Origin of the sequence: Trichococcus ilyis (assembly GCF_900109135.1) — a bacterium.
GTDB classification, from domain to species: domain Bacteria; phylum Bacillota; class Bacilli; order Lactobacillales; family Aerococcaceae; genus Trichococcus; species Trichococcus ilyis.
This window is the reverse complement of record NZ_FNYT01000006.1, coordinates 84,716-106,842: the sequence shown is the minus strand read 5'-3', so window position 1 is coordinate 106,842 and position 22,127 is coordinate 84,716. Positions and strand designations below refer to the sequence as shown.

Here is a 22,127-nt window from a genome sequence, read left to right as displayed (position 1 = left end):
TATTGACTCCATATTACAGATATATTTATCATAGTATAACGGTTGTGTTATTGCACGGTATTTTTTTCGTCCCGATCAGCTATTTCAATAATTCAGATAAAAAACCAGCCGATAAATGCGTTCGACTGGTTTTTTATAATTTGGATTCATCACGAGTTTTGCTGATTATGCGACAGCTGACAGTACCGTTCATACCATAAGTCGACGTATTCTTTGGAAAAAGGACCTTTTTCTTCGTTGATCCAGCTCACCAAAATCTTCACGTTCTCCTTCAGGATATGATCGATCTCTTTTGGGTAATTCATGCGATTGCGATGCAATTCATACTCATCTACATCAAGCAAACGTTTTTCACCATCCGGAAAAACTTTAATGTCCAGATCATAATCGATGTACTTCAGTGCCTCCTGGTCGATCACATAAGGCGATGCCAGGTTGCAGTAGTAGGAGACACCCTTTTGGCGGATCATGGTGACGATGTTGAACCAATAATGCTTATGGTAATACAACAATGCAGGCTCTCTGGTGACCCAGCGGCGCCCGTCTGCTTCCGTTACTAAGGTGTGATCATTACAGCCGATTATGGACTGGTCACTCGTTTTTAATACCATGGTGTCACGCCACGTTCGATGCAGGCTGCCGTCATGCTTATAACTCTTTATGGTGATGAATTCTCCCTCCCGAGGATTATGCATCACGGTGCCCAACTTTCTACAACTATTTGAGTCCGCGCCGGAAATCATTTCGGCGGAACCCTCAACTTTCAGTTCATTGAACAGTATAGCATAGAATGGAAATGGATTGCGATAATTTAGTCGCTACAGGCCAAATTCTTTTCGGGTCTGTTGCTGGAATTTTTGCCACATTTTTTGCTGGGGCACCGGGAAGGCATAATCGGCAAAATCATTTTCGCTGACCCAGCGGCATTGTTCCGGCAATCGGCTGTCGCCGCCCGTCAGCACCCGCCCGTAATAACCGGTGATTTGCCATTTGATATGACTGAAGACATGAGTGACCGATCCGGTTTCCGCCTTCAGCCAGACCGGCTTCAATCCGTATTTTTCAGCCACTGCCCCTGAAAGTTGGGCTTCGATCTGGCTGAAGGCAGGCGGAGTTTTGCCGGCCTTCGTGGTTGCTTCCGCCAGTTTCGGGAAATCCTCGGCGACCAGCAACTCCGTCTGGATGGCTGCCGGCGGTCCCGGGGCAGCCGCCGCTGAACCGGAAAGCGCATCGAGGTCGAGCTGGATCAAAGGAAACGTCCAGAAATCCGCCAGCAGTCCGCTGCTCGGGCGCTTCTCCAGCAGGAACTGCTTCTCCCCGTTCTGCAGGATGATGCCCTGCAGATTCATCGGTACAGGCCTTTTCGCTTTCGTCTTGACCGGATATAGGTGCATCGTTCCGTTTTTGTAGGCCGCATTGAACGCTTTGATCGGGCTGATCTCTGGCTGCGGATTGAGCGGCGTGCAGATGCTCGAACCAAGATCCATCAAGGCTTGGTTGAAATCGCCAGGCCGCTCCGGATCGATCAGTTCGCGCACGACCGCTTCAAAAATTTTTCGGCTGGCCGGTTTGGCGATATCGGCATCGATTTCGAACAGCCGGCTCATGACCCGCATAACGTTGCCGTCGACTGCCGGTTCCGGGATCTGGAAGGCGATGCTGGAAACGGCGCCGGCAGTATAGGGACCGATACCCTTCAGCTTCGCGATTTCCTGCGGATCTGCCGGAAAGACACCCCCGTATTCGGCGACGATCTGCTGGGCAGCTTTCTGCATGTTCTTGACGCGGGAATAATAGCCGAGCCCTTCCCAAGCCTTCAGGATCGCGTCTTCCGGCGCCGCCGCCAAGGCTGCGATGTCGGGGAATCTGTCCAGGAAATTGTGGTAGTACGGGATCACCGTGTCCACCCGCGTCTGCTGCAGCATGATTTCCGATACCCAAATGCTGTAGGGATCGCTCGTCCGGCGCCAAGGCAGGTCGCGCTTCTCTTTGTCGTACCAGTCCAATAGGGCTTTGCGGAAAGCTGTTATTTTATCCGCCGGCCACATCTCGATGCCGGCTGCTTTGAATATTTTTTCGTGTTCCGGATTTGTTGTCATTATTCTGCTTCCTGTTCCTTTGCTTCGATGTAAACGGAGATCAGTTCTCCCGGATAACCTTTTTGGTAAAGGCCCGACCGCACTTTTTGATGCAATTCGCGGCCTTTCGCTTTGCGCTCGTAACGGCGCCAAAGTTTGTCGCCTTGCATCCGCAGGGCTGCCATTTCATCCTCTTCCTCTTTTTCGGTTTCGATCGCTGCCATGACTTCCAGCACGATGTCGGATGGATAGCCTTTCTGATGCAGATGCAGACGGATTTTTGAAGCCGCTTCATGCGAAGAGACCCGGCACTGTTTGCGGAGCTGCTTCTCGGCGATCGTTTGGGCATTTTCGAGTTGCAGTTCATGCGGATATTGTTGCAGAGAAAAGGCGATATCGTCCTCCGACAAGCCTTTGCCTTTCAGCTCATTGGCGATGAGCTGCGGCCCCTTCAGATTCAGGTTCGCCGCCGTGCGCGTGTAGCTTTCGCCGTAGATGCGGTCGTTGACGTAATTCTGGTCAAGCAATCGCGTCAGCGCACGTTCGATCGCATCCGGACTGATTTCTTCATCATGCAGTTTTTTGCGGACTTCTTTCTCGCTGCGCAGACTGTAGGACAGGTAATTGACGGCCGTCGTGTAGGCCATGTAGTCGTAATTTTCCTTCTCGATCTCGGCGCTGCGCTCTTTCGTGAGCGTCATGCCTTTATGCAGGCCGACTTTGATGAGCACGGCTTCCGATATCGGAAAGGAATACTCCCCGTCGATGAAGACATTGAAGCGGTCCTTTCGCTTTTTCTGGACGGTTATTTTTGTTACGACAGGCAATTTTTCAGCCTGCTCTTCTGTATGATCCATCTTCTACTTCCTTTCGGCGAATCTCACTTGTCATTATACACGCAAAGGACAAAAGGGACAAAACGTACGTTCGAATCTTTTTTTAACGTGCACGCAGCCCTCGCCGACCTCCAGCAAAAAAACAAAAACAGCAACGGCTGCCTCAATCAAACAAGAGGCAGCCATTGCTGTTCTTTATCAATCATAGAGCCGGTTTCGGTTTGTCAGTCTTGTCATAATCCGGATCGATGTCATCCGCGTCTGTGCCGGCTTCCGCAGCAACCGTATCGCCACCGAACGGGTCCTTGGAAAACATTTCCTTCTCTTCAGCCGCTTCAGGCAGGGAGTCGTCTTTGTCGAATTGCAGTTCCGGCAAATGGTGACTGTCTTCGGCCATCGCAGGATCGGCCACCGCTTCCGCCTCGATCGGCTGACCGGTGATGTCGTCGGTGACATCGGCAGGCGCAGTCGGGGTCGCAAGCTCAGCTTCAGTGCCGAAAAGTTTTTTCGCAGCCTCGATGGAATGGGCCGGCACATCGCCTGCTTCCTCGCTGTCGGCGGATGTCCAATCCGGTTTTGTCGCAGTGGCAGCAGCGGTTGCCGTTGCAGAAACGACTTTTTCGTCAGGCAGGATGCCATCGCGCACCATAAATTCGGCATGCTCGTCATTGATCGGAGCCGCATCGTCGATCAGCAGCAGCAATTCCCCGTCATCCAACGCATCCTCAAAGCGTTCGTACGTATCCTCATCGATGCCGTAGCGCTCGAAAATCGCTTCTTCCTCCTCTTCATCCAGATCGACCGTAAAGAACTTCACGATTTTGTCCCACAAAGAATCCTCCTCGCGGTCCTCGCCGGTGATGATGACCTGCACCGCCGTCTCCTCCGTGATGTAATTGCTCTTGCCGTTGCGGGTGATGACCAGCAGCTGCTCGGGAGCATAGCCCTCATGCTTGATCAGATGCGTGATTTCATCGATAAGCATTTCTTGGTTAGCAAAAGTACCTTCGATTCTCTTGTCCATTACGATTCCTCCCATTGCTGAAGTTTTGTCATTTGCAATCATTGTAAAATACTTCCACCTGAATCACAAACGATAGCCTGCTTCCTCAGCGCACAAATCTTTACTCCGCGCAGCTTGTCAGCGCGGTGCGTTCCTGAGATGGGGCAGATCGCTGTACAGATTCTCCCGCAGCAGCTGCAGCGCCTCATCCGTCACCGGATTGTCACGCAGCGAAGGGTGCCGCAAAGCTGTTTCAGCCAAAGAGAACTGAAAAATCCGGATGTATTCCTCCATCGGAACCGTCGAAAGCCGGGCGGCGTTGGAATGCATTGCATTGCCCAGCAGGCTGTGTTCGCGCTCTTTTTTCCGCCCATCCACATAATCGAAATTTGTCAAGACGCTGTGCAGCAGGTGGTCTTGGCGGTGCACGGTCTGGCTGGCTTGTTTGACCTTTTCGTTGAAGAATTCCGGGCGGACCGGTAACTGGAACACATGCTGATCCACGAAATGGATCTCCACACCTTTTTCCCCTTTCAGCGTACGGGAGTGCAGCACCTTGGATAGGTTGACCCAGGAGCTGTTTTTGCGGGTCGGACCGCTCAAAGGCAAAAACCGATACCTTCCGAAAACATAAGGCACACAGTGGGTATCCTTGCCGTTGACCCGCGTGGAGATTCCCCGAATAAAATCGTAATCGAAGCCAATCAGTTCGAACAAAGAGAACATCACAGTGTTGCTGTTTTCGCGCGTCTTGATCAGGCGGCCGTCTTTGAAGAAGATGAGCGTGCGGAAGTCCGTCCGGTGCAGCTGAGCGTCCAAGCTCATAATGTACAGGAAAGAATTGTCCAGCACAAACCGATCCAAGGCCCAAGCCCGCTCCAAATAAGGCTGGATACTTTCCGCATCCAGCAATACCAGGAAAGGTTCCGCCTCCTCTTTCTTCTGATTATTGGGTGCAAACGACGCCTCCAATGAGGAACGAAGATGCGAAAGGATCGTCTCCAATGTTTCAGCATCAAGCGATGGTTCTGCTTGTCGCTTCAGTTGCTTGCGAAACTTTTTTGCTGTCTTACTCTCCATAAAATCCCCCCAAAATAGGAATGCTTACCTTCAAAATATACACTACTTTAATGCCGAGCGAAATAACAACGCTTACATTTTATCGCGTGTTTTGAAAATTCGCACACAAATGTATGACCAGCCGCACTTTTGACCCGTTTTTTGCCGCATTTGCCGTTTTGACCCCGGCAGCTGTGGACCGCTAATATGGGCATCAGCAAGCTTGCCGAGGCCGTGATGAGCATGCACAGGGGTTGTTCCTTGCATCACGCCATCCACCACAATACGGAGGCAAACCCATGAATATCAAAAAAAGAAGCTGCAACGATGAGACCGCCACACAACTGAGCGAACTTTACGCGGGCATCATCCATCATTGTCTGAACAAAATCAATCGCTATCCGGATCACAACGACTATGATGACTTCTATCAATTGGGGCTGATCACCCTTTTTGACACGTATGAAACCTGCCGGAAGGACGCGCTCGCAGCCGAGAACAGTTTCCTGTTCGTCAGCTATGCCAAGCAAAAGATCCATTGGACTTTCCTGGACCAGATCCGCAAGGACCGGAAAAAAGAAAGTCGCGAAGCCTACCTTTCCGAGGAGGAACTGGAGGAAATCCCCCATAACAGCTCTTTCGAAGAACAGCTGGAACAGACCGATCTGCTGCAGCGTCTCTGCGCCGGTCTGACTGCCGAGGAGAACGCCTATCTGCGGGACGCTCTGGCTGGACTCAGCATCACCGAGATTGCCAGAAAACAACAGCTTTCGCGCAAAACGATCTACAAAAGAAGGAAGCAGATCCAGGCCAAAGCCGGTACTTTTTTGAAGGACTGAAAGATGGGGTTACACATCGCCGGTCCGCCTTCGTCGTTATAGGTGTAAGCAGTCATGACACTTACAAGAAAAGAAAACGGAGGAATGCCAAATGGTGAAACAATACGAAGAAGGAAACATCGAGCTTTATTTCAATGATTTTGCAAACGAAAAGGAAGTCAAACAGTCATTCGCGAACCTGAAGCCCGGCGTCACAGCTGAACAGGTCCAAGCCTTCCAATCAGCCGTATCCGCGCTCGTCGATATGCCTGCAGCCTACGCAGTCGTTGTCGAAAAGAACCGCTACTCCATCGCCTAAGCCAACCGAAAACAGCTCAATAACCAGTAACCATCAGACATCTAGGAGGAAATGAACATGACGACAACAGTAACCTTGGAATTGAAATTTTTGACGGCCGACGGGAAAACCCGCAACCTGAGCGTCAAGAACCCGAAAAGCGGCTTGACATCCGCTGAACTGCAACCCGCAATGGACGCCATCATCGGCCTCAACGCGTTCGAAGTGAAAGGCATCAACCCCTTCACGGCGGTCAACAGCGCCCGTTACGTGGAACGCACCATCACCGACCTGATCGCCGAAGCCGAATAAGGATAAGAAATGCAGTCCGAGCCCGCTTGGACTGCTGGACAACTTAAGATTCCATCAACAACGCCCAGGGGTGTCTCATTCGGAGGCACCTCTTTTTTCTGCTTATCCCAGCAATGCCAACCAAGAGGAGGAACACCATGAATTACACCATCGAAAAACGCATCTTTTCCATATACCAAAATCCGCTCACCGCAAGCAACCTGATCATCGCCCACGAATCCGGCAATCCGAACAACACCGGACCCAACAGCCTCGAAAACGAAGTCAGCTACATGCAGCGCAACTGGCAAAATGCCTTCGTTTCGCATTGGGTCGGCGGAGGCGGGAAAATAATCCAGGTCGCCAACACCGGCAAAGTCCAATGGGGCGTCGGCCCGAAAGCGAACGGCTATGCCTATGCCCAAGTCGAGCTGGCGCGGACGAACAGCCGGACCATCTTCGAACAGGACTACAAAGCCTATGTCTGGCTGCTGCAAAAACTGGCGCTGGAGGCAGGCATCCCCTGCAAGCTGAACAGCGGAACAAACGTCCACGACAAAGGCATCAAAACCCATTCCTGGGTTTCCAAAAATGTCGGCGGAACCGACCACACCGATCCGGACGGATACCTCGCCAGCTGGGGTATTTCGCAGGCCCGTTTCCGCCAGGACATCGAAGCAGGCCTGTCCTCGCTGCCTCCGCTTGCGAGCGCTCCCGGCACGTTCCTGCTGCACCGCGTCGTCAAAGGCGAGACACTCTGGGGCCTGTCGCGCAAGTACGGCACAACACCGGCCACGCTGAAACGGTTGAATCAGCTTTCGAGCGATCTGATCCTGATCGGCCAACAGCTGAAGGTGCGCCAGTACTGAACGACCGATAAATACAGGCTTGCCGATTACACCCGGGACGGGATCCCGTCCCGGGTGGCGGTACCGGGCGGCGGTACCGCCGGTGAACGCAGGCCTTGCCGGAGTTCAGTCCGCATTTTGGCTCCCTCCTCCGATGAGATCGGCTTCATCGGAGAAGAGGCCGAGCATTACCGGTTTCCTCCGGCGACCAAGCCCCTCGCCGGAGCTGCGGCGCCGATTCCGGCGCAACAAAAGAAGACCAGTCCCGCATCGTGCCGGGGCTGGTCTTCTTTTGTTGCTCCAATCAATAATAAGCGCGTTCGTAGTTGAATTTGCCGATATCCAGATCCAAGAACTCTCTGATGATGGCATGCTGCACCTCAAGTGGCTCTTCCTTGACCTCATCGCACAGATTTTGGCAGCTCCTGAAAAATGCGTCCGCCTCATCCGTCGTTTCGAACAGATATTCCTCCGCCACTGCATCGTCTTCAACAAAATGAATGACGACCCCTTTTCCGTCCTCCGTGAAATCCATCCCCAATACCGGTGTCATGAACATATGCAATCGATCCCTTCTCGTCTTGTTAAGTGGCCTTTGCTGCTTGATAAGACCTACACTGGTATTATCCGCAAAAATTTGCGGCAGCTTTTTTTATTTTAAAAAATTTTTTAAATTTATTTCCGGAGGTGTTTGTTCAGTTCTTCCACCAGCATGAAGACGGTCGTGGACGGGTTGTCGCGGGCCGGCGACGGCGAACGCTGGCTGTAGAGTTTCTTGGCGTTCTGGATGGCGGCGGGCTGCCTTGATAATAGTACGTTGTACATGTGCGGATGATTTTTTTTGTAGAAAAATCCCAGCCGTTTCGACAGCATGTCGGGGTAATGGAAGCGCGAGATCGCTTTTTTGATCAGTTCGAAATGCAGCAGGTACCAGATTTCGAAGGCTTCGTTGCTGTAGGCGGCCCGGAACCCCTGGCGGTAGTGCGTCTCGCAGAAAAAAACGGCTTCATTGAAGATTTCCCGGTCGAAGGAATCCTTGTCGAAGACGAGCCAAACCTCGTCATATTCATCCGGCCGATCCCTGACCACATCGCGCGCATAGTTGACCAAGGACATCGTGTTCATCGCCGTCCCGACGATTTCGACCTGCGCCGAGATGACGTGGAAACTGCGGAAGTAGTTCGGTTCGGTCTTGGTGCCTTCGCAAAGGATCAGGAAAGTTTTTTCCGGCCGCTTCGTTCCGACCGGACGTTCAAATTTCTTCTTGTGGCCTCTTCTTCTATTTTCCATTGTCGACCCACCAATCCAACGGCCGCGGGAAAGGGATCGCCCCGTATTTGCCGTTCAGGTAGTTGCGGTAAAACTCAAAACTGTTCTTCCTTTCCTCGTCATCAAAACGATATTCCACCAAGGAAGTCAGGTGGCTGGCGCTGTAGCTGTCCTTTTCCACGAACCAGACCTGATCCCTGCGGAAAAGGCTGCTGGACAGATTCGTGATGTCATGCGTCGAATAGATCATCTGGGCGCCCTTGTCGTTGAGATTACCGGAAAAGAGTTCCAGCACATAGCGCGTCATCAGGGTGTGGAACTGCGTGTCCATTTCATCAATCATCAACAGGCCGCCCTTCTCGAGCGCTTCGATGATCGGACCGGCCAGCGCCAACAGCTTGACGGTGCCGGCCGATTCGGTATCCTGGAAACGGAAATTTTCGCAATGGGGCTCCGATTCCCCCGCCTCGTTGCGCCGGGTCTTGACGACGAAAAACGCCAGTTCCTTCCGCCCGTTGCGCGGATTTTCCGCCTCGTGCACAACGATGTCCTGGATAGACGGATCGGCCACCCGGATCAGAGCCAGCAGGTTGTGCTTGTATTTGGACAGGTGCATCTTCGCCATCGAAATCGCCAACCCGATCTTCGCAGTGTCCAGGATGATGCGCATCTCCGTGAACCACTCCAAGAACAGCTTCAGCTCCGGATGCTCGGCCGATCCGGGTGCGGAAAGCAGGGATGACAGGGCCAAACGCGTATCCTCGAGATTGATGTCCCGGAACAGCTCCGCCCATTCCCCGCCGACGATCTGTCCGGTCGCATTCCGGAAAAACAGGTCCTTCTGCTCCTCGCCTTCCAGATAAAGGAATTCTTCGGTCACCCTGACGCGGTTGACGAAAAAACCGTAACGGTACAGTTTCCCGGCCAAAAGGAAAGTGACTTCCAGCATCGTGTCCTTCTTCTCGGTCCGCGCATCCAAATGGAACGGTTCGATGTGCCCCAGCCATTCCGCGGACGTGTAATTCTGCAGCAGGACGCCTTCCTGGATCATCTTCATGGCCTTCAGCAAATTGCTTTTGCCGCTGGCGTTCGCCCCATAGATCGTCGCCAATTTCGTCACAGCGATATTGTCCTTGCCGTAGACCGCTTCCGGGTGTTCGCCGATCGGGCTGGCGACCATCGAAAAAGTAGCCTCATCCTTAAAGGAAAAAAAGTTCTCCATCACAATTTCTACAAGCATCTCCACACCTCCTATACCAAAAAGAAAAGCTGAACGGGTTCGTTCAGCCCTGAAAAAAATTTAGGAAATCGTGCCGACTGAGCATCGTAGAGCGCAATAGATACGATTTATCTAATTTCCGAAGGGCTTACCCGTGAATCTGGCCAATTTTTTGATGGCATTGAATACTTTGCAAAGTTATGAAACACGAAAAGTGACGCACTTATTCAAACGAATTATTTTATACTTTACTACTCTAAAGTATAGCACCACAACGGCGTTTCTTCTAAGAATAACCGTCAAGGATGCAAAAACGCGGAATAATGCCGCAAACGGATACATAGTTGCGGATCTGTGGGTATTTCGGGGATATTTGCATCAACGAAATTCTCATCATCGAGTACCCGAACTATATCAAAAAAAGGCGCGCTTCCGTTCAAGAGCCGCCTTCTCCGATATCGATGAAATTGTACAACCCCAGCCAGTACCCGACCGTCTTGAAAATCTCGTACTGCGCCAACCGCCTGCCGAGCTGCGTCTCGATCCACGGCAAGCCGTAGGGACCGCCGGCTGAAACATAGGTGAAGTCCAACTCCTTGCCTTTTGCCGCTTTCTCGAAGCTGTATTTGACCCGGTTCATATGGTAGTCGCTCGAAACGACGATCGCCGAGTCGTAGCCGTTTTCCTCCATCAGGGCGATGCTGTAGACGGCATTGGTCCAGGTGCTCGTGGCCTGATAATCCGCCAAAATCGAATCATCCATCATCCCCAGCTCCCCGTAAGGCTGCAGGTGCAGCAACTCGGCTTCCACCAACAGCGGCGAGACGATGATCTTGCCCGATCTGGAGTAGCCTTCCTCCAGCAGTCCAGCTGCTTTGATGCCCCGCTCCGGCGCGCCTTCGGGGACGATGATGATGTCGGAAACGGCCGGTTCCTCATCGATTTCCAGATTGGCGATGATGTAGAAGCTGACCGCCAACGAGACGGCAGTCACGACCAAAAACACATTCAGCAGCAGCATCGTGATTCTCGTCGACTCGTCCGTCTTCAGGAGGCTGCGCTCCTTGTCGAATGGATAATTTGCCATCGTACGCTTTCCACATCCTTTCCCAACTTTTTTTATCCCTCTATTTTATCCGAAAAGCGGAAATAAACCACCGCTTTTTTAATGTTTTTTCCGCAAAAGAACTGTCAAACGATACACGAAAGCGCTATCGTGTTATGATTAGACCAGCAAAGCATAAGGAGGAATAACCATGAGACTGCTGGACAAAGTTGCTGTCGTGACCGGCGGCGCTTCGGGCATGGGCGAAGCCATCTGCCGCCTTTTCGCCAACGAAGGCGCAAAAGTGGTCATCGCCGATTACAATTACGAAGACGCCCTGAAAGTCGCAGACGAAATCAATGCCGAAACCCTGGACGCCGCTGCTGCCATCAAAACCGATGTCTCCAACGAAACCGACGTCGATGCCATGATCGATACCGCCATCGCCCTCTTCGGAAAAGTGGATATCCTCGTCAACAACGCCGGCATCATGGACGGCTTCGAACCGGTCGGGGAAGTCTCGAACGATCGCTGGGACCGGGTCTTTGCCGTCAACGTCAACGGTCCGATGTACGCCAGCCGGAAAGCCATCGCGCACTTTCTTGACCAAGGAGGCGGCAATATCATCAACATCGCTTCGATCGGCGGCCTGCAGGGCGGTCGTGCGGGCGCCGCCTATGTCACTTCCAAACATGCCGTCATTGGCCTGACCAAGAACACCGCTTTCATGTACGCGAAAAAAGGCATCCGCTGCAATGCGATCGCACCTGGGGCGGTCGCCACCAATATCGCCAATTCGATGGGCACCATCAGCACATTCGGACAGCAGACGACCGGCGTCGGCATGGCGATCAACCCGGCGTTCGGGACGCCCGACCAGATCGCATCCGTCGCGCTCTTCCTGGCGTCTGACGACTCCAGCTTCGTCAACGGCGCTGTCGTGACTGCAGATGGAGGCTGGACCAGCTACTGATGGCCACTTGATGACACATAAAAAGAATGCAGTTGCCCTGAAAAAGCGGCAGCCGCATTCTTTTTCTTTTGGATTTTGATGCCCGCTGGTGAACCGGCGTTCTTGTCCTCCAGTCAGATTTACCGGGAACCGAAATTCCAGGCCTTCGCAAAGACAGTCGCTGCGATTTTGACAATTTGAGCCAGTTGCTTATGCATCGGCTTGCCCCTTCCTGCGATCACTGTCGGGCAAACCGGCATCCGTCTCCTTCAAAATGTAAAGCGGACGCCGTTTCGTCTCCATGAAAGTTTTCCCCAGGTATTTGCCGAGGATGCCCAGACACAGCAGCTGCAGCCCGCCCATCCCCAGAATGATGACGATGAGCGAAGTCCAGCCGGATGTCTCGTTGCCGAAGACCAAAGTCCGCACGGTCAGGAACAGCGCAGCCAAAATCGCCACCGCAAACGACAGGAATCCGGTGAAGGCGGCGATCGCCAAGGGGGCTTCGGAAAAGGCCACGATGCCGTCCAGCGAATATTTGAACAGGCTCCAGAATGACCACGTCGTTTTGCCGGCTACCCGCTCCTGATTTTCGTAGGAAAGGTACTTCGTTTCGAAGCCGACCCAGCTGAAGATCCCCTTCGAAAAACGGTTGTACTCGGTCATCTCCAGCACCGCGTCGACCATCTGGCGCGTCATCAGCCGGAAATCGCGGGCGCCATCGACGATTTCGGTGTCGGAGATGCGGTTGATCAATTGATAGAACTTCCTTGCGAAAAAGGAGCGGATCGGCGGCTCGCCTTTGCGGTCGATGCGTTTCGTGCCGATGCAGTCGTAAGCGCCGGTGCGGATCAAAGCGACCATCTCCACCAGCATAGCCGGCGGATCCTGCAGATCCGCATCCATCACGGCTACGTAATCCCCGGTCGCATGGCGCAGTCCCGCCAACAGCGCCGCTTCTTTGCCGAAGTTGCGCGAAAAGGAAAGGTAGTGTACCCGCTCGTCCAATTCGGCCAGCCGCTTCAGCTCCGCCAGCGTGGCATCCTTCGAACCGTCATCCACAAAAATCAGTTCGAATGCGGCATCCGGCAGCTGGGCGCTGACCGCCGCTATTTCTTTATGGAAAATCGGCACCATCTCTTCCTCGTTGTGGCAAGGAACGACGATGGAAATGATCGTTTTTGACATGTATCCACCCCTGCAAATTCTTCGGAAATCCGAGCTTTCCTTTATCGTATCACACTTGGCGCAGGCAGGACGTCTATTTCTTCAAATATTTCAGCAAACCGATGCACCTTGTTTCGACATGCTTCTGCCACAGATACGCAACCGGCAACGCGACCAGCGGCGACAGCAGCAACGCCGTTTCCGGCCGGATGACTTGACCCAGGAACGTCACGAACAGAATGATGGACGTCGTGTGCGTCAGATAGAGGCTGAAGGACAGCCTGCCCAAGAGCAGCAGCGGTTTCGATTTGAAGAAGGCGGTAAGCAGCGGCGACTCCATGCACAACAGCAGGAACAACACGATGCCCAGGCCGGTCAGCAGCAACGCATCCCGCACCCGGAACGACAGACCGAGCGCCGCCAAAATCCACTGGCTCGGGATCAAAAAAGGGATCGCCCAGGCCGACAGGATCCGGAAACCACGGTGCTCCCGCACAAAGGCACGGATGGCCGGCAGATGTTTCGCCAGCACCGCCCCCATCACGAAAAAGATCGCGTAATAATTGGTCCGGTTGAGCGACTCCGACAGTTGCGCCACCCAACCCGTGTCGCTGCGCATGCCCCAGTCCGTCAACGCCTCGACACCCGACTGCAAGGCTGCATAAACAGCGAGCACCTTCCATGTCCGCTGCCGATGCAAGGCCACGGCCACAAACGGCATCACGAACGACAAGCGCCATTCCTGGACCATGCTCCAGAAAGCGCCGCTCAAAATGTTCAGGTTGTAATCATACCCGAGGAAATACAACAGCATTTCCAGGGCGGTCGGCACCCGTTTCCACTTCACATTGAACGAACCGCTCAAGTCGATCGTGTCATACTTCCAGGCCCCAAACAGAGCGATCAGGATGACCGTCACCGCGATGACAAGCACATAAGGCAGCATCAGGCGGATCCAACGCTTGATTATGAAGGGCTGGAAATCCAGCCTTCGCCCGTTCAGGTAGGGCCGCGCCAGCACGAAACCGCCGATGATGTAGAAGACCAGCACCGCTTCATTGCCGCCCCAAAGCATCTTCAACGGCGTTTGCGTCGCCACCCGCCAAAAGGGATTGGCAAAGATTTTGTATTCATTGGCGCTGTAGCCGTAGACTGTCCAGACCGCCATGTGGAAAATCATGACAATGACCGAAGCCAGTCCCCGCATGCCGTCAAAGATTTCGATCCGTTGGCTTTGGCCGGCTTTCTGCATAAACATTCACTCCTGTTGTTTCGAATTTATCGAAATATTCTTTACTATGGTAGTGTAAATGTTACAAAATTTCAAATTGTTTTTCATTTTTGAGCATTCCGGCTAGATATTTCGAAGCCGAGATGTTATATTGTACTTACATGCGGTAAGTGAACGTGCAGACCGCATCAAAATATACAATCAGTGGAGGAACACACATGAACGTTTTAGTAGTAAAAGGGAACAACAGACCATCGGAAGAAGCGATTTCTTCAAAAATGTACGAAACTTTTTTGGCAGCAGCCAAAGAAAATGAAAAATTGAACATCACAACCTACAACGTCTTCTCGGAAGACATGCCTTACCTGGGCCAAGACCTTTTCGGCGCTTACGGCAAAATGGCAGTCGGCGAAGAATTGACCGACATCGAAACACGCCTTTTGGCAGCGAAACAAAAAGTCATGGATGCCGTGACTACTGCTGACGTGATCGTTTTCGCCTTCCCGTTGTGGAACTTGACGATCCCTGCCAAATTGCAGACATTCATCGACTACATCTTCGCAGCCGGCTTCACTTTCAAATATGACGAAACGGGCACAATGGTTGCTTTGATGCCTGAGAAGAAAGTCATCCTGCTGAACGCACGCGGCGGCGTCTATTCTACTCCTGAAATGGCTCCATTGGATATGGGCGTCAACTACATGCGCAACGTCTTCGGCGGCGTATTCGGCATGGAAATCATCGGCGAAGTCATCATCGAAGGCCACGCAGCTGCTCCTGATCAAGCAGCAGCGATCATCGAAGAAGGCTTGGCGAAAGTCGAAGCTTTGGCTAAATCACTATAATCTTTACGGACGGGGAGCCCCAAAACCAGAATGGTATTTTCTGGTTTTGGGGCTCCTTTTTTGCTTTATGAGGTGATTGAATCGATATACAGTAATAACCCGCCGAAATCACTTCCGCGGGGAAAATCAAGTCAAACCGCAGTCAGAAAAACCGCCAGAACAGCCTTGGCGGGGAATTCCGCCCTGGATCCAACGCAGATCCACCACTTCCGTGCAGAGATCCCGATCCGTCTGCAACTGCTCTTCCCCGGTGAACGCAGGCTGCGCCGGAGTTCGTCCCGCATTCCGCTTGGGTTCTCCGGTAAGCACGGCTTCAGCAGTTGTTTCCGTATCCTCTCCTCCGGTGAGCAGCTCCCTGACCGGAGCTGGCGCTCAGTCGCGCATTCCCACGAAAAAAATCTCCGCCAAGCACTTGCTGCTTGCCGGAGATTTTTTGTGCATATTTATTTTTCAGAGGCAGCGCTTATCCACCCAACCGAGCGTCTGGCCGTTGGAAGCAACCAAAGCATAGCAGCCGTCCGCTGTTTCCTGGATCACCTGCACGGTTTTGTTCAAATAGGAGCTGGTCAAGCCCAGCAACGTGAAGCCGGCGGTCCCCCAAGGCAGACTGTCGATCGAATAGCCGCTGGAACGGATGGTTGTGCTGTAATTGGCAGCTTTCGTGCTGAGCGTCGTCAAAGCGCGATAATCGATCCAGCCGAGCGTCTGGCCGCTTTTTTGGACCAATTTGTAGGACCCGTCGGCCGTTTCCGCAATGACTTTCACCAAGCTGCCCAAATAGCTGTTCGTGTTGCCGATCTGTTTGTAGCCTGCTGTTCCCCACGGCAAACTGTCGATCGAATAACCCAGACCGGATACGCCCACATAATAGTCGACCTGCTTCGCATTGCTGAAAGCGCGTTTGTCGATCCAGCCGAGGAACTTGCCATCCACGCCGATCTCCGCATAGGCACCGTCAGCCGATTCCCGGTAGACGGTCGCCATTTTCCCGAAATAAGCGGAAGCGTCCGCAACTTTCGCGAATCCCGCCACTCCCCAAGGCAGGCTGTCGATCGAATAGATGCCGTTCATGATCGGCATGCTGTAGCTGGCTGTTCTGGTCGCGAAGGCCTGCAGTCCCTTGCTGTCGATCCAGCCCAGTTCCTTTCCGTTTAAGGAAATGAAGGCATAGTTGCCGTCCGCGGTGATCCGTGATACATGCACTTCTTTCCCCAGGTAACTGGAGGAGGCGGCAACATAAGCATAGCCGGCTTCGCCCCATGGCAGGCTGTCGATCGAAAAATTGCTTTTCGAGACGACCGCATTGTAATTGACCGCAGCCGAATTGAAATATTCGAATGCCTTGTAGTCCACCCAGCCGATTGCTGCGCCATTGTTGTAGGAAATGCAGAAATAGGCGCCATTTGCGGACTTGCCGATCACCTTGACCGATTTACCGATCAGGTCGTTGCTCCAGCCAAGCGTGCGGTAACCGGCCGTTCCCCAGGGCAGGCTGTCGATCGAGTAACCGCCTTTGCGGACAACGGCATCATAGCTCTGGAAAGCGGCATTAAAAGCCTTCTTGCTGATCCAGCCCATATACGTACCGTTGATTTTGATTTCGGCGTAGGCGCCGTCAGCCGTTTCCCGCACGACGGTCGCCACACTCCCGGTGTAGGAGGCAGCATCTGCAATCTTTTTGGACCCGGGTTGGCCGTAAGGCAGGCTGTCGATCGAATAAGCGCCGTCCATGATCGGCAGACTGTAGCTGACCGAAACAGTTGCGAAAGTCTTCAGCGCGTTATTGTCCACCCAGCCCACTTCCTTGCCGCCGACCGAAATGCAGGCGTATTTCCCATCCGCTGTCTTCTTCGAGACATGGACTTCTTTTCCGTAATAGTCGGTGGAGGATGCGATGTATTTATAGCCGGTCGTTCCCCACGGCAGACTGTCGATCGAATAGCCATAGCCGGAAACAAGCGCGTTGTAGTCAGCCGGAACCGTCTTAAGTGCAGCAGCCTGATCGAATTTCGTCAGGCCGTATGCACTGATGATGGCATTTAATTTTGTGTTGTAGGAAGAATCCGTCGCATAGCGGCCTGTCAAATACAGCGTAGCGTCTTTGTAGCTGGTTGTATTTTCGATCCAGGTGCCCTTGTAGTAGTTCGCATCCCAGCTGACTCCGTTGCGCAACTTCAGGGCGTAATCGACCATCGATTCGTAATAGGAAGGATAAAGTCTGAAGAATGCGTCGATCCAGATGATCGAACCATCGCTCTCCTCCTCCCAGGTGCGCATCACGATCGAGTTCCCTTGGTAAGAGCCCTTGATCCCGAAAAGATTGTTCCCCACCGTGGCCAATTTGCTGGTGCCGTAGGCCGTTTCCAATGAAGCCTGCGCAACCATGACGGAAGAATACAGATTATAATCCTTGCCGATTTCGGTCGCGTAACTGCCCAGGTACTCGACGAACTCCGCGGAATTTGCGAAAGTACGGTTCTCCTTATCGATGCTGGAATAGACATTCATCCCGTTGACGCTCAATAATTGGCCGACATAAATCAGGTTGGCATTCGTGAGGTAATTCCAGCGGATCAGGCTGTCGGCATCCGTAGCATAATGGGCGGCGATCGATTTCAGCGTATCGCCGGATTGGACATAGTAGTACCAAGTGCCTTTCGCTTCCTGGGCAACGGTCTGCGCTGTCGTCAGGGAGGTGCTGGCGACGCTCATCAGGGTCAGCGGCGCTGTAACTGCCTCTTCCCCGTTCGGCGTGGCCGACGCTGACAGTTGGCCAGCCCCGCCGGAACCGGCTGCTAAATCCGCTGCTGGCGGCTCCTCGGTGACGGCGGGATCGGTGACGGCGGGATCGGTTGTTGCCGGAGCGGTTGCCGGGGGCAGCGGCGCTTCGGCTGATCCTGTCGCTGCAGGCAGAACCGTCCACTCTGTTTCTTCCAGTATCACCGTCTTGCTTTGGTCGCTGTATACGATCGCCCGCAGGACAGAACCGGCCTCGATGCCGGTTGGCGCCAACCGGAACGCCCCTGCCGCATCGACGGGGGTTTCCATCAAGCTGACGTCGCCTTCCAGAAAAACGATGTAGCTGTTGGGCGCGGCTGTGCCGCTGATTTCTTTTGCATCTGCATATACCGGATCCAAAAGCATTTTTTTGATGTCAGCCGCATGCACTTGCAGAGCAGGTGTGTTTGTTGTATCGGAACTGTTCGCTGCGGTTTCCCCGGCCTGGGCCGCCCCTTCGGTAACCGCTTGCAAAACTGTTTCTTGCGTTGCCTCGGTTTCAGCAGCTGCACTTTGCTGCGTCGGAATGGCTAAGCTTGCCGAATCCACCGGCACTGATTCTGTAAGGACATTCTGCTCATCGGCATAGGCATATTTGCCGCCGAAAATAAGACCGGATGCTGCCATGCTCGACAGAGCGAGACAAGTGCGTAAGTATTTATTTTGAACAATCATAGTACCCCTCCATCACCATCGTCAGATATCTTAAGATTCCTTTAAATATTACCTTTTCATTATACCATCATTGAAATGGAACGAACCAATATTTTTTGATTTTTCCTATGGACAGGGATGCAGTTCGCTAAACAGGCAGCTGGAATGGCATGCCAAAGGGAATGGATCGAAGAAAATCGGCTGGATCGAAGAGTCGTTTCGGCGTATCGAAATGATGCGGCGTCACGAAAGGAAGCACACCTTCTTTTTCGCATTCCGCAAAGACTTTATGGTAGAAGTCCACACCCTCTTGATTTGCAGCAGTGGCCCCACCAAAAATTAGATCTTCAGGTCATCGAAACAGCTGCCTCTCCCCTATCCATGTTCATTAATGATTGTTTATGTTTCTTTGCGCCTTTGCGGAAACCGCATCCAAACGATTATAAAGCGATTTATTTCACCTCGATTGCATTAAAAAACACATTTCTGTTCGAACGCCCACTTCTTCGTTGTGCTTTTTGTTTATTTTTGTTCGTTTTTTGTTGACCAGACTGTGAAATTGTGCTAAATTATGGGTAATATAAAGAGGTGAATGAAAATGTTAAAAAAAGAACGCCTATTGATACTCACTGAAATCGTCAACCAGGAAGGCATCATCACCGTAGCCGATATCGTCAAGCAACTGAATGTTTCCGACATGACCGTGCGCAGGGATCTGGACGAACTCGACAAGGCCGGAAAAATCCTGCGCATCCACGGCGGAGCACAAAGCATCAGCTACGCATTGGACCAGGAGCTTTCGCATACGGAAAAACAAGAAGTCCAAAAAGAAGAAAAGAAAGCGATCGCCAAGTTGGCGGCAAGCTACGTCGAGGATGGCGACACCATTTTCCTCGGGCCGGGAACGACGATCGAAATACTGGCGAGCTATCTCGGCGGCAAAAAAATCCGTATCATCACAAACAGCTATCCGGTTTTCGAAAATCTGCGCCAATACGACACCGCGGATATCATTATGATTGGCGGCGATTACCGGAAAAATACAGGTGCTTTCTTCGGCCCGATCGCGAACGACAACCTGAAAAAGTTGAAGTTCTCCAAATGCTTCATCAGCGCCAACGGCATCCACAATGAAGCGATCTCTACCTATAGTATGGCGGAAGGCGAAACCCAGAACATCGCCCTGAACAACTCCCGCACAAAATACTTGCTGGCGGACAACAAGAAATTCAACCGGGACGACTTCTACAATTTCTACAACCTGCACGACATCGATCACTTGGTCACCGATGACCATATCAGCGCAGATTTGGTCACGCATTACTCTCAGTACGTCACCCTGACCCAAGCCCAAACAGAAGAAGGAGCTAACTTATGAAACTGAACGGCATCATTTTTGACTTCAACGGTACAATGTTCCAGGATTCGCATCTGCACGAACAGGCCTGGATCGATATGATCCAAAAGTACAGTCCAGGCAACGGGCTTACAGAATCAGAGATTCTGACAAACGTACACGGCCGCACGAACGACAAAATCCTGCGTCATTTTGTATCCTCTGAACTGACGGACGAGGAAGTTCAGAAACTTTCTTTGGAGAAGGAAGAACATTACCGCAAACTCTGCCTGAACAAACCGGAACAACTCGTGTTGACGGACGGCTTGATCGAAGTGCTGGACGATCTGAAGGAGCGCAAGTTGCCGCTGACGATTGCCACCGCGACCATCAAAGAAAATGTCGACTTCTATTTCGACACCTTCGCGCTTGATCGTTGGTTCGATCCGGACAAAGTTGTCTTCGATGACGGTTCCTTCCCCGGAAAACCGGAGCCGGATATTTTCCTGCACGCCGCCAGAAAACTCGGGGTTCCTCCCGAAGAATGCCTGGTCATCGAGGACGCCTATTCAGGACTCCGCGCGGCCAACAGCGCGAACATCGGCATGATCATCGCAATCGACCCGTTCTTCAAGAACCGGGAAACCTTCCAGAAGGAAAACCTCTGCAAGGATGGCGTCATCACGGACTTCCGTGGATTCACGCAACGCCTTTTCGCGGAGCAAGCCTGAAAATAAAGAGAACGCACAATCGGTGGGCCGATTGTGCGTTCTCTTTTTGTGGAGTTACGGTGTTGCTCAAGGTTACCGAATCACCGGGAGCTGTGCTCCGGTGATAGACGGCTTCGCCGTAGTTGACTGCTGGGTTTCGGTGCCCTGCTCCGGCGAGCAATCCCAAATGAACCCCAAAAAAACTGTGGAACATGTGCTATCATCACATTCCACAGCTGAATAAATTTATACTTTCCTAGTCTATAAATAAACCTGCTATTCGATTATCTGAGTTTCCGCCAACTGCTTATACCAGTAAGCACTTTTCTTCGGATAACGTTCCTGTGTTTCAAAATCCACGTAGAATAATCCGTAGCGTTTCTCATAGCCATTTGACCATGAGAAGACATCCATCAATGACCATATGAAATAACCTTTCACGTTCACACCTGCTGTTATTGCATCCGAAATGATCTCTAAATGCTTTTTGACATAATCGATGCGAGCATCATCCTTGACTGTACCATCTACAAATTCGTCTTTATAGCCTAAGCCATTTTCAGTAATATAGATTTTTTTATAATTAGGATAATCATTTTTGACCCGCATCATTTGATCATATAAGCCTTGTGGATAGATCATCCAATCCCAATCAGTTCGTGGAACATCCACATCAAACTCTCTTCTTCCGACACCTTTCAGCTGATATTTAGATCCGCCTTTAGCCCCGGTTGAATTATGCGTAATTTCTGATTCACCATCAAACGCACGCATCCAATCGCTCATGTAATAATTAATGCCCAGAAAATCATTTAAATCCTTAGCTGATTCAAGAATTTCAAAATCTTCTTCACGAAGATCCAAATTGCCACCATTTATGGAGAGAATATGGTTGACACCCTCCATCGTTTTTTGAGAGTACCTCCCCAAGTAAGTGGCATCCAAAATAAATTTGTTGTGAATGATGTCTTCCAATTCTGCTGCTCGCACATCACCTGGATTGGATGGATCATAAGGATACTTTGTCGGGAGCGCATGAACGACACCTATTTCTCCTGAATATCCATGATCTTTGTAAAACTTAACGGCTCTTGCATGTGCAAGCATCATGTTGTGATGGGATTGGAATAATTTTTCAAAATCATACTTGATCCCTGGAGGGAATTTACCCACTAAATACTGACCGTCCCCTATCGGGCCTATTTCATTGAATGTAGTCCAATAGTGAACTTCGGGAAATTCTTTAAAACAGTACGCAGCGTAATCAACAAAATGGTCAATGTTTTTACGGTTTAAGAAGTCTCCATCTGAATGCAACACTTCCGGAGTATCAAAATGATGCAGCGTGACAAAAGGTTCTACATGACGTTTATGGCATTCTGAAAAGAGATTATGATAGTATTCAACACCTTTAGGATTTACTTCACCAAAACCAGTCGGAAAAATGCGTGACCATGCGATGGAAATTCGAATGCCGTTTACACCGAATTTTTCACTAAGTTCCAGATCCACAGGATAACGATGATAAAAATCACTGGCTGGCTCTGCTGTATACCAATAGTTTTCTTCAAGATATGTATCCCAAGCTACACGGCCTTTTCCATCTGTTTGTGTCGCCCCTTCAGCTTGATAGGCTGCTGTTGCGCCCCCGAAAATAAAATCTTTTGGTAACTTTTTCATATTATAATCT

The 22,127-nt window shown here is 51.7% G+C and carries 21 protein-coding genes and 1 pseudogene; 8 read left to right on the top strand and 14 right to left on the bottom strand.

What is annotated here, in order from left to right; genetic code table 11:
* Window positions 1-149: 149 nt before the first annotated feature.
* The 5 genes from ntdP to BMX58_RS04685 form a co-directional block, all read right to left on the bottom strand.
* Window positions 150-695 carry a nucleoside tri-diphosphate phosphatase gene (gene ntdP / locus BMX58_RS04705; RefSeq protein WP_068561041.1) on the bottom strand — a complete coding sequence of 182 codons (546 nt, stop codon included), beginning with the start codon at window positions 693-695 and terminating at the stop codon, window positions 150-152.
* A gap of 123 nt (window positions 696-818) precedes the next feature.
* A complete protein-coding gene (mutY, locus tag BMX58_RS04700; RefSeq protein WP_068622658.1) occupies window positions 819-2,099 on the bottom strand; it encodes an A/G-specific adenine glycosylase in 1,281 nt (426 codons plus the stop codon).
* Window positions 2,099-2,935 (bottom strand): recombination regulator RecX, encoded by an 837-nt coding sequence (gene recX / locus BMX58_RS04695; RefSeq protein WP_068622656.1) that lies wholly within the window; start codon window positions 2,933-2,935, stop codon window positions 2,099-2,101. The genes mutY and recX overlap by 1 nt, the downstream gene beginning before the upstream one ends.
* Before the next feature lie 181 nt (window positions 2,936-3,116).
* A complete protein-coding gene (locus BMX58_RS04690) occupies window positions 3,117-3,938 on the bottom strand; it encodes a general stress protein (protein ID WP_162268610.1) in 822 nt (273 codons plus the stop codon).
* 117 nt (window positions 3,939-4,055) lie between these two features.
* Window positions 4,056-4,997 carry a competence protein ComK gene (locus BMX58_RS04685; RefSeq protein ID WP_068622651.1) on the bottom strand — a complete coding sequence of 314 codons (942 nt, stop codon included), beginning with the start codon at window positions 4,995-4,997 and terminating at the stop codon, window positions 4,056-4,058.
* 278 nt (window positions 4,998-5,275) lie between these two features.
* Here BMX58_RS04685 and BMX58_RS04680 point away from each other — a divergent pair, with 278 nt between their 5' ends.
* The 4 genes from BMX58_RS04680 (at window position 5,276) to BMX58_RS04665 (ending at window position 7,252) form a co-directional block, all read left to right on the top strand.
* Window positions 5,276-5,815: a sigma-70 family RNA polymerase sigma factor gene (locus BMX58_RS04680; RefSeq protein WP_068622648.1), complete on the top strand. Its 540-nt coding sequence runs from the start codon at window positions 5,276-5,278 to the stop codon at window positions 5,813-5,815.
* A gap of 91 nt (window positions 5,816-5,906) precedes the next feature.
* Entirely contained in the window at window positions 5,907-6,113 is a 207-nt protein-coding gene (locus BMX58_RS04675) for a DUF1659 domain-containing protein (protein WP_068622647.1), read from the top strand.
* A gap of 57 nt (window positions 6,114-6,170) precedes the next feature.
* Window positions 6,171-6,404 carry a DUF2922 domain-containing protein gene (locus BMX58_RS04670; RefSeq protein WP_068622645.1) on the top strand — a complete coding sequence of 78 codons (234 nt, stop codon included), beginning with the start codon at window positions 6,171-6,173 and terminating at the stop codon, window positions 6,402-6,404.
* Window positions 6,405-6,541: 137 nt separating this feature from the next.
* Window positions 6,542-7,252, top strand: a complete 711-nt coding sequence (locus BMX58_RS04665; protein WP_068622643.1) for a LysM peptidoglycan-binding domain-containing protein — start codon at window positions 6,542-6,544, stop codon at window positions 7,250-7,252.
* A gap of 283 nt (window positions 7,253-7,535) precedes the next feature.
* Here the strand turns inward: BMX58_RS04665 and BMX58_RS04660 are convergent, their stop codons facing one another.
* The 4 genes from BMX58_RS04660 to BMX58_RS04645 form a co-directional block, all read right to left on the bottom strand.
* Window positions 7,536-7,790: a hypothetical protein gene (locus BMX58_RS04660; protein ID WP_068622641.1), complete on the bottom strand. Its 255-nt coding sequence runs from the start codon at window positions 7,788-7,790 to the stop codon at window positions 7,536-7,538.
* A gap of 116 nt (window positions 7,791-7,906) precedes the next feature.
* On the bottom strand, window positions 7,907-8,521 hold the full coding sequence (locus tag BMX58_RS04655) for an RloB family protein (protein ID WP_068622639.1): 615 nt from the start codon (window positions 8,519-8,521) through the stop codon (window positions 7,907-7,909).
* Window positions 8,511-9,740 carry an AAA family ATPase gene (locus BMX58_RS04650; RefSeq protein WP_068622637.1) on the bottom strand — a complete coding sequence of 410 codons (1,230 nt, stop codon included), beginning with the start codon at window positions 9,738-9,740 and terminating at the stop codon, window positions 8,511-8,513. The genes BMX58_RS04655 and BMX58_RS04650 overlap by 11 nt, the downstream gene beginning before the upstream one ends.
* A 415-nt stretch (window positions 9,741-10,155) precedes the next feature.
* A complete protein-coding gene (locus BMX58_RS04645) occupies window positions 10,156-10,806 on the bottom strand; it encodes a YdcF family protein (protein ID WP_068622635.1) in 651 nt (216 codons plus the stop codon).
* Window positions 10,807-10,975: 169 nt separating this feature from the next.
* On the opposite strand from BMX58_RS04645, the gene BMX58_RS04640 reads away from it, so the two are divergent.
* The gene (locus BMX58_RS04640; protein WP_068622633.1) at window positions 10,976-11,737 is read left to right on the top strand and encodes an SDR family oxidoreductase; all 762 of its coding nucleotides are present in this window, start codon (window positions 10,976-10,978) and stop codon (window positions 11,735-11,737) included.
* Between the two features lie 189 nt (window positions 11,738-11,926).
* On the opposite strand, the gene BMX58_RS04635 is transcribed toward BMX58_RS04640, so the two are convergent.
* Window positions 11,927-12,904: a glycosyltransferase family 2 protein gene (locus tag BMX58_RS04635; protein ID WP_068622631.1), complete on the bottom strand. Its 978-nt coding sequence runs from the start codon at window positions 12,902-12,904 to the stop codon at window positions 11,927-11,929.
* Window positions 12,905-12,977: 73 nt separating this feature from the next.
* Window positions 12,978-14,135 (bottom strand): acyltransferase family protein, encoded by a 1,158-nt coding sequence (locus BMX58_RS04630; protein WP_068622629.1) that lies wholly within the window; start codon window positions 14,133-14,135, stop codon window positions 12,978-12,980.
* Window positions 14,136-14,332: 197 nt separating this feature from the next.
* On the opposite strand from BMX58_RS04630, the gene BMX58_RS04625 reads away from it, so the two are divergent.
* Window positions 14,333-14,959 (top strand): FMN-dependent NADH-azoreductase, encoded by a 627-nt coding sequence (locus tag BMX58_RS04625; protein ID WP_068622628.1) that lies wholly within the window; start codon window positions 14,333-14,335, stop codon window positions 14,957-14,959.
* A 450-nt stretch (window positions 14,960-15,409) separates the two neighbouring features.
* Here BMX58_RS04625 and BMX58_RS04615 read toward each other — a convergent pair whose 3' ends face one another.
* Together BMX58_RS04615 and BMX58_RS04610 are read right to left on the bottom strand one after the other, a co-directional pair.
* Window positions 15,410-18,412 carry a GW dipeptide domain-containing protein gene (locus tag BMX58_RS04615; RefSeq protein ID WP_068622625.1) on the bottom strand — a complete coding sequence of 1,001 codons (3,003 nt, stop codon included), beginning with the start codon at window positions 18,410-18,412 and terminating at the stop codon, window positions 15,410-15,412.
* A 169-nt stretch (window positions 18,413-18,581) separates the two neighbouring features.
* Window positions 18,582-18,722: pseudogene (locus BMX58_RS04610) on the bottom strand (family 1 glycosylhydrolase); the annotation flags it as partial.
* 267 nt (window positions 18,723-18,989) lie between these two features.
* Here BMX58_RS04610 and BMX58_RS04605 point away from each other — a divergent pair.
* Window positions 18,990-19,769: a DeoR/GlpR family DNA-binding transcription regulator gene (locus tag BMX58_RS04605; protein WP_016173977.1), complete on the top strand. Its 780-nt coding sequence runs from the start codon at window positions 18,990-18,992 to the stop codon at window positions 19,767-19,769.
* Window positions 19,770-19,771: 2 nt separating this feature from the next.
* Window positions 19,772-20,458 (top strand): HAD family hydrolase, encoded by a 687-nt coding sequence (locus BMX58_RS04600; protein ID WP_204243776.1) that lies wholly within the window; start codon window positions 19,772-19,774, stop codon window positions 20,456-20,458.
* Window positions 20,459-20,713: 255 nt separating this feature from the next.
* On the opposite strand, the gene lacG is transcribed toward BMX58_RS04600, so the two are convergent.
* Window positions 20,714-22,117: a 6-phospho-beta-galactosidase gene (lacG, locus tag BMX58_RS04595; RefSeq protein WP_068622621.1), complete on the bottom strand. Its 1,404-nt coding sequence runs from the start codon at window positions 22,115-22,117 to the stop codon at window positions 20,714-20,716.
* Window positions 22,118-22,127 lie beyond the last annotated feature (10 nt).

Coding starts and splice junctions, on each gene's coding strand:
- ntdP (WP_068561041.1), bottom strand. CDS start 695: ATGCATAATCCTCGGGAGGGAGAATTCATCACCATAAAGAGTTATAAG.
- mutY (WP_068622658.1), bottom strand. CDS start 2,099: ATGACAACAAATCCGGAACACGAAAAAATATTCAAAGCAGCCGGCATC.
- recX (WP_068622656.1), bottom strand. CDS start 2,935: ATGGATCATACAGAAGAGCAGGCTGAAAAATTGCCTGTCGTAACAAAA.
- BMX58_RS04690 (WP_162268610.1), bottom strand. CDS start 3,938: ATGGACAAGAGAATCGAAGGTACTTTTGCTAACCAAGAAATGCTTATC.
- BMX58_RS04685 (WP_068622651.1), bottom strand. CDS start 4,997: ATGGAGAGTAAGACAGCAAAAAAGTTTCGCAAGCAACTGAAGCGACAA.
- BMX58_RS04680 (WP_068622648.1), top strand. CDS start 5,276: ATGAATATCAAAAAAAGAAGCTGCAACGATGAGACCGCCACACAACTG.
- BMX58_RS04675 (WP_068622647.1), top strand. CDS start 5,907: ATGGTGAAACAATACGAAGAAGGAAACATCGAGCTTTATTTCAATGAT.
- BMX58_RS04670 (WP_068622645.1), top strand. CDS start 6,171: ATGACGACAACAGTAACCTTGGAATTGAAATTTTTGACGGCCGACGGG.
- BMX58_RS04665 (WP_068622643.1), top strand. CDS start 6,542: ATGAATTACACCATCGAAAAACGCATCTTTTCCATATACCAAAATCCG.
- BMX58_RS04660 (WP_068622641.1), bottom strand. CDS start 7,790: ATGTTCATGACACCGGTATTGGGGATGGATTTCACGGAGGACGGAAAA.
- BMX58_RS04655 (WP_068622639.1), bottom strand. CDS start 8,521: ATGGAAAATAGAAGAAGAGGCCACAAGAAGAAATTTGAACGTCCGGTC.
- BMX58_RS04650 (WP_068622637.1), bottom strand. CDS start 9,740: ATGCTTGTAGAAATTGTGATGGAGAACTTTTTTTCCTTTAAGGATGAG.
- BMX58_RS04645 (WP_068622635.1), bottom strand. CDS start 10,806: ATGGCAAATTATCCATTCGACAAGGAGCGCAGCCTCCTGAAGACGGAC.
- BMX58_RS04640 (WP_068622633.1), top strand. CDS start 10,976: ATGAGACTGCTGGACAAAGTTGCTGTCGTGACCGGCGGCGCTTCGGGC.
- BMX58_RS04635 (WP_068622631.1), bottom strand. CDS start 12,904: ATGTCAAAAACGATCATTTCCATCGTCGTTCCTTGCCACAACGAGGAA.
- BMX58_RS04630 (WP_068622629.1), bottom strand. CDS start 14,135: ATGCAGAAAGCCGGCCAAAGCCAACGGATCGAAATCTTTGACGGCATG.
- BMX58_RS04625 (WP_068622628.1), top strand. CDS start 14,333: ATGAACGTTTTAGTAGTAAAAGGGAACAACAGACCATCGGAAGAAGCG.
- BMX58_RS04615 (WP_068622625.1), bottom strand. CDS start 18,412: ATGATTGTTCAAAATAAATACTTACGCACTTGTCTCGCTCTGTCGAGC.
- BMX58_RS04605 (WP_016173977.1), top strand. CDS start 18,990: ATGTTAAAAAAAGAACGCCTATTGATACTCACTGAAATCGTCAACCAG.
- lacG (WP_068622621.1), bottom strand. CDS start 22,117: ATGAAAAAGTTACCAAAAGATTTTATTTTCGGGGGCGCAACAGCAGCC.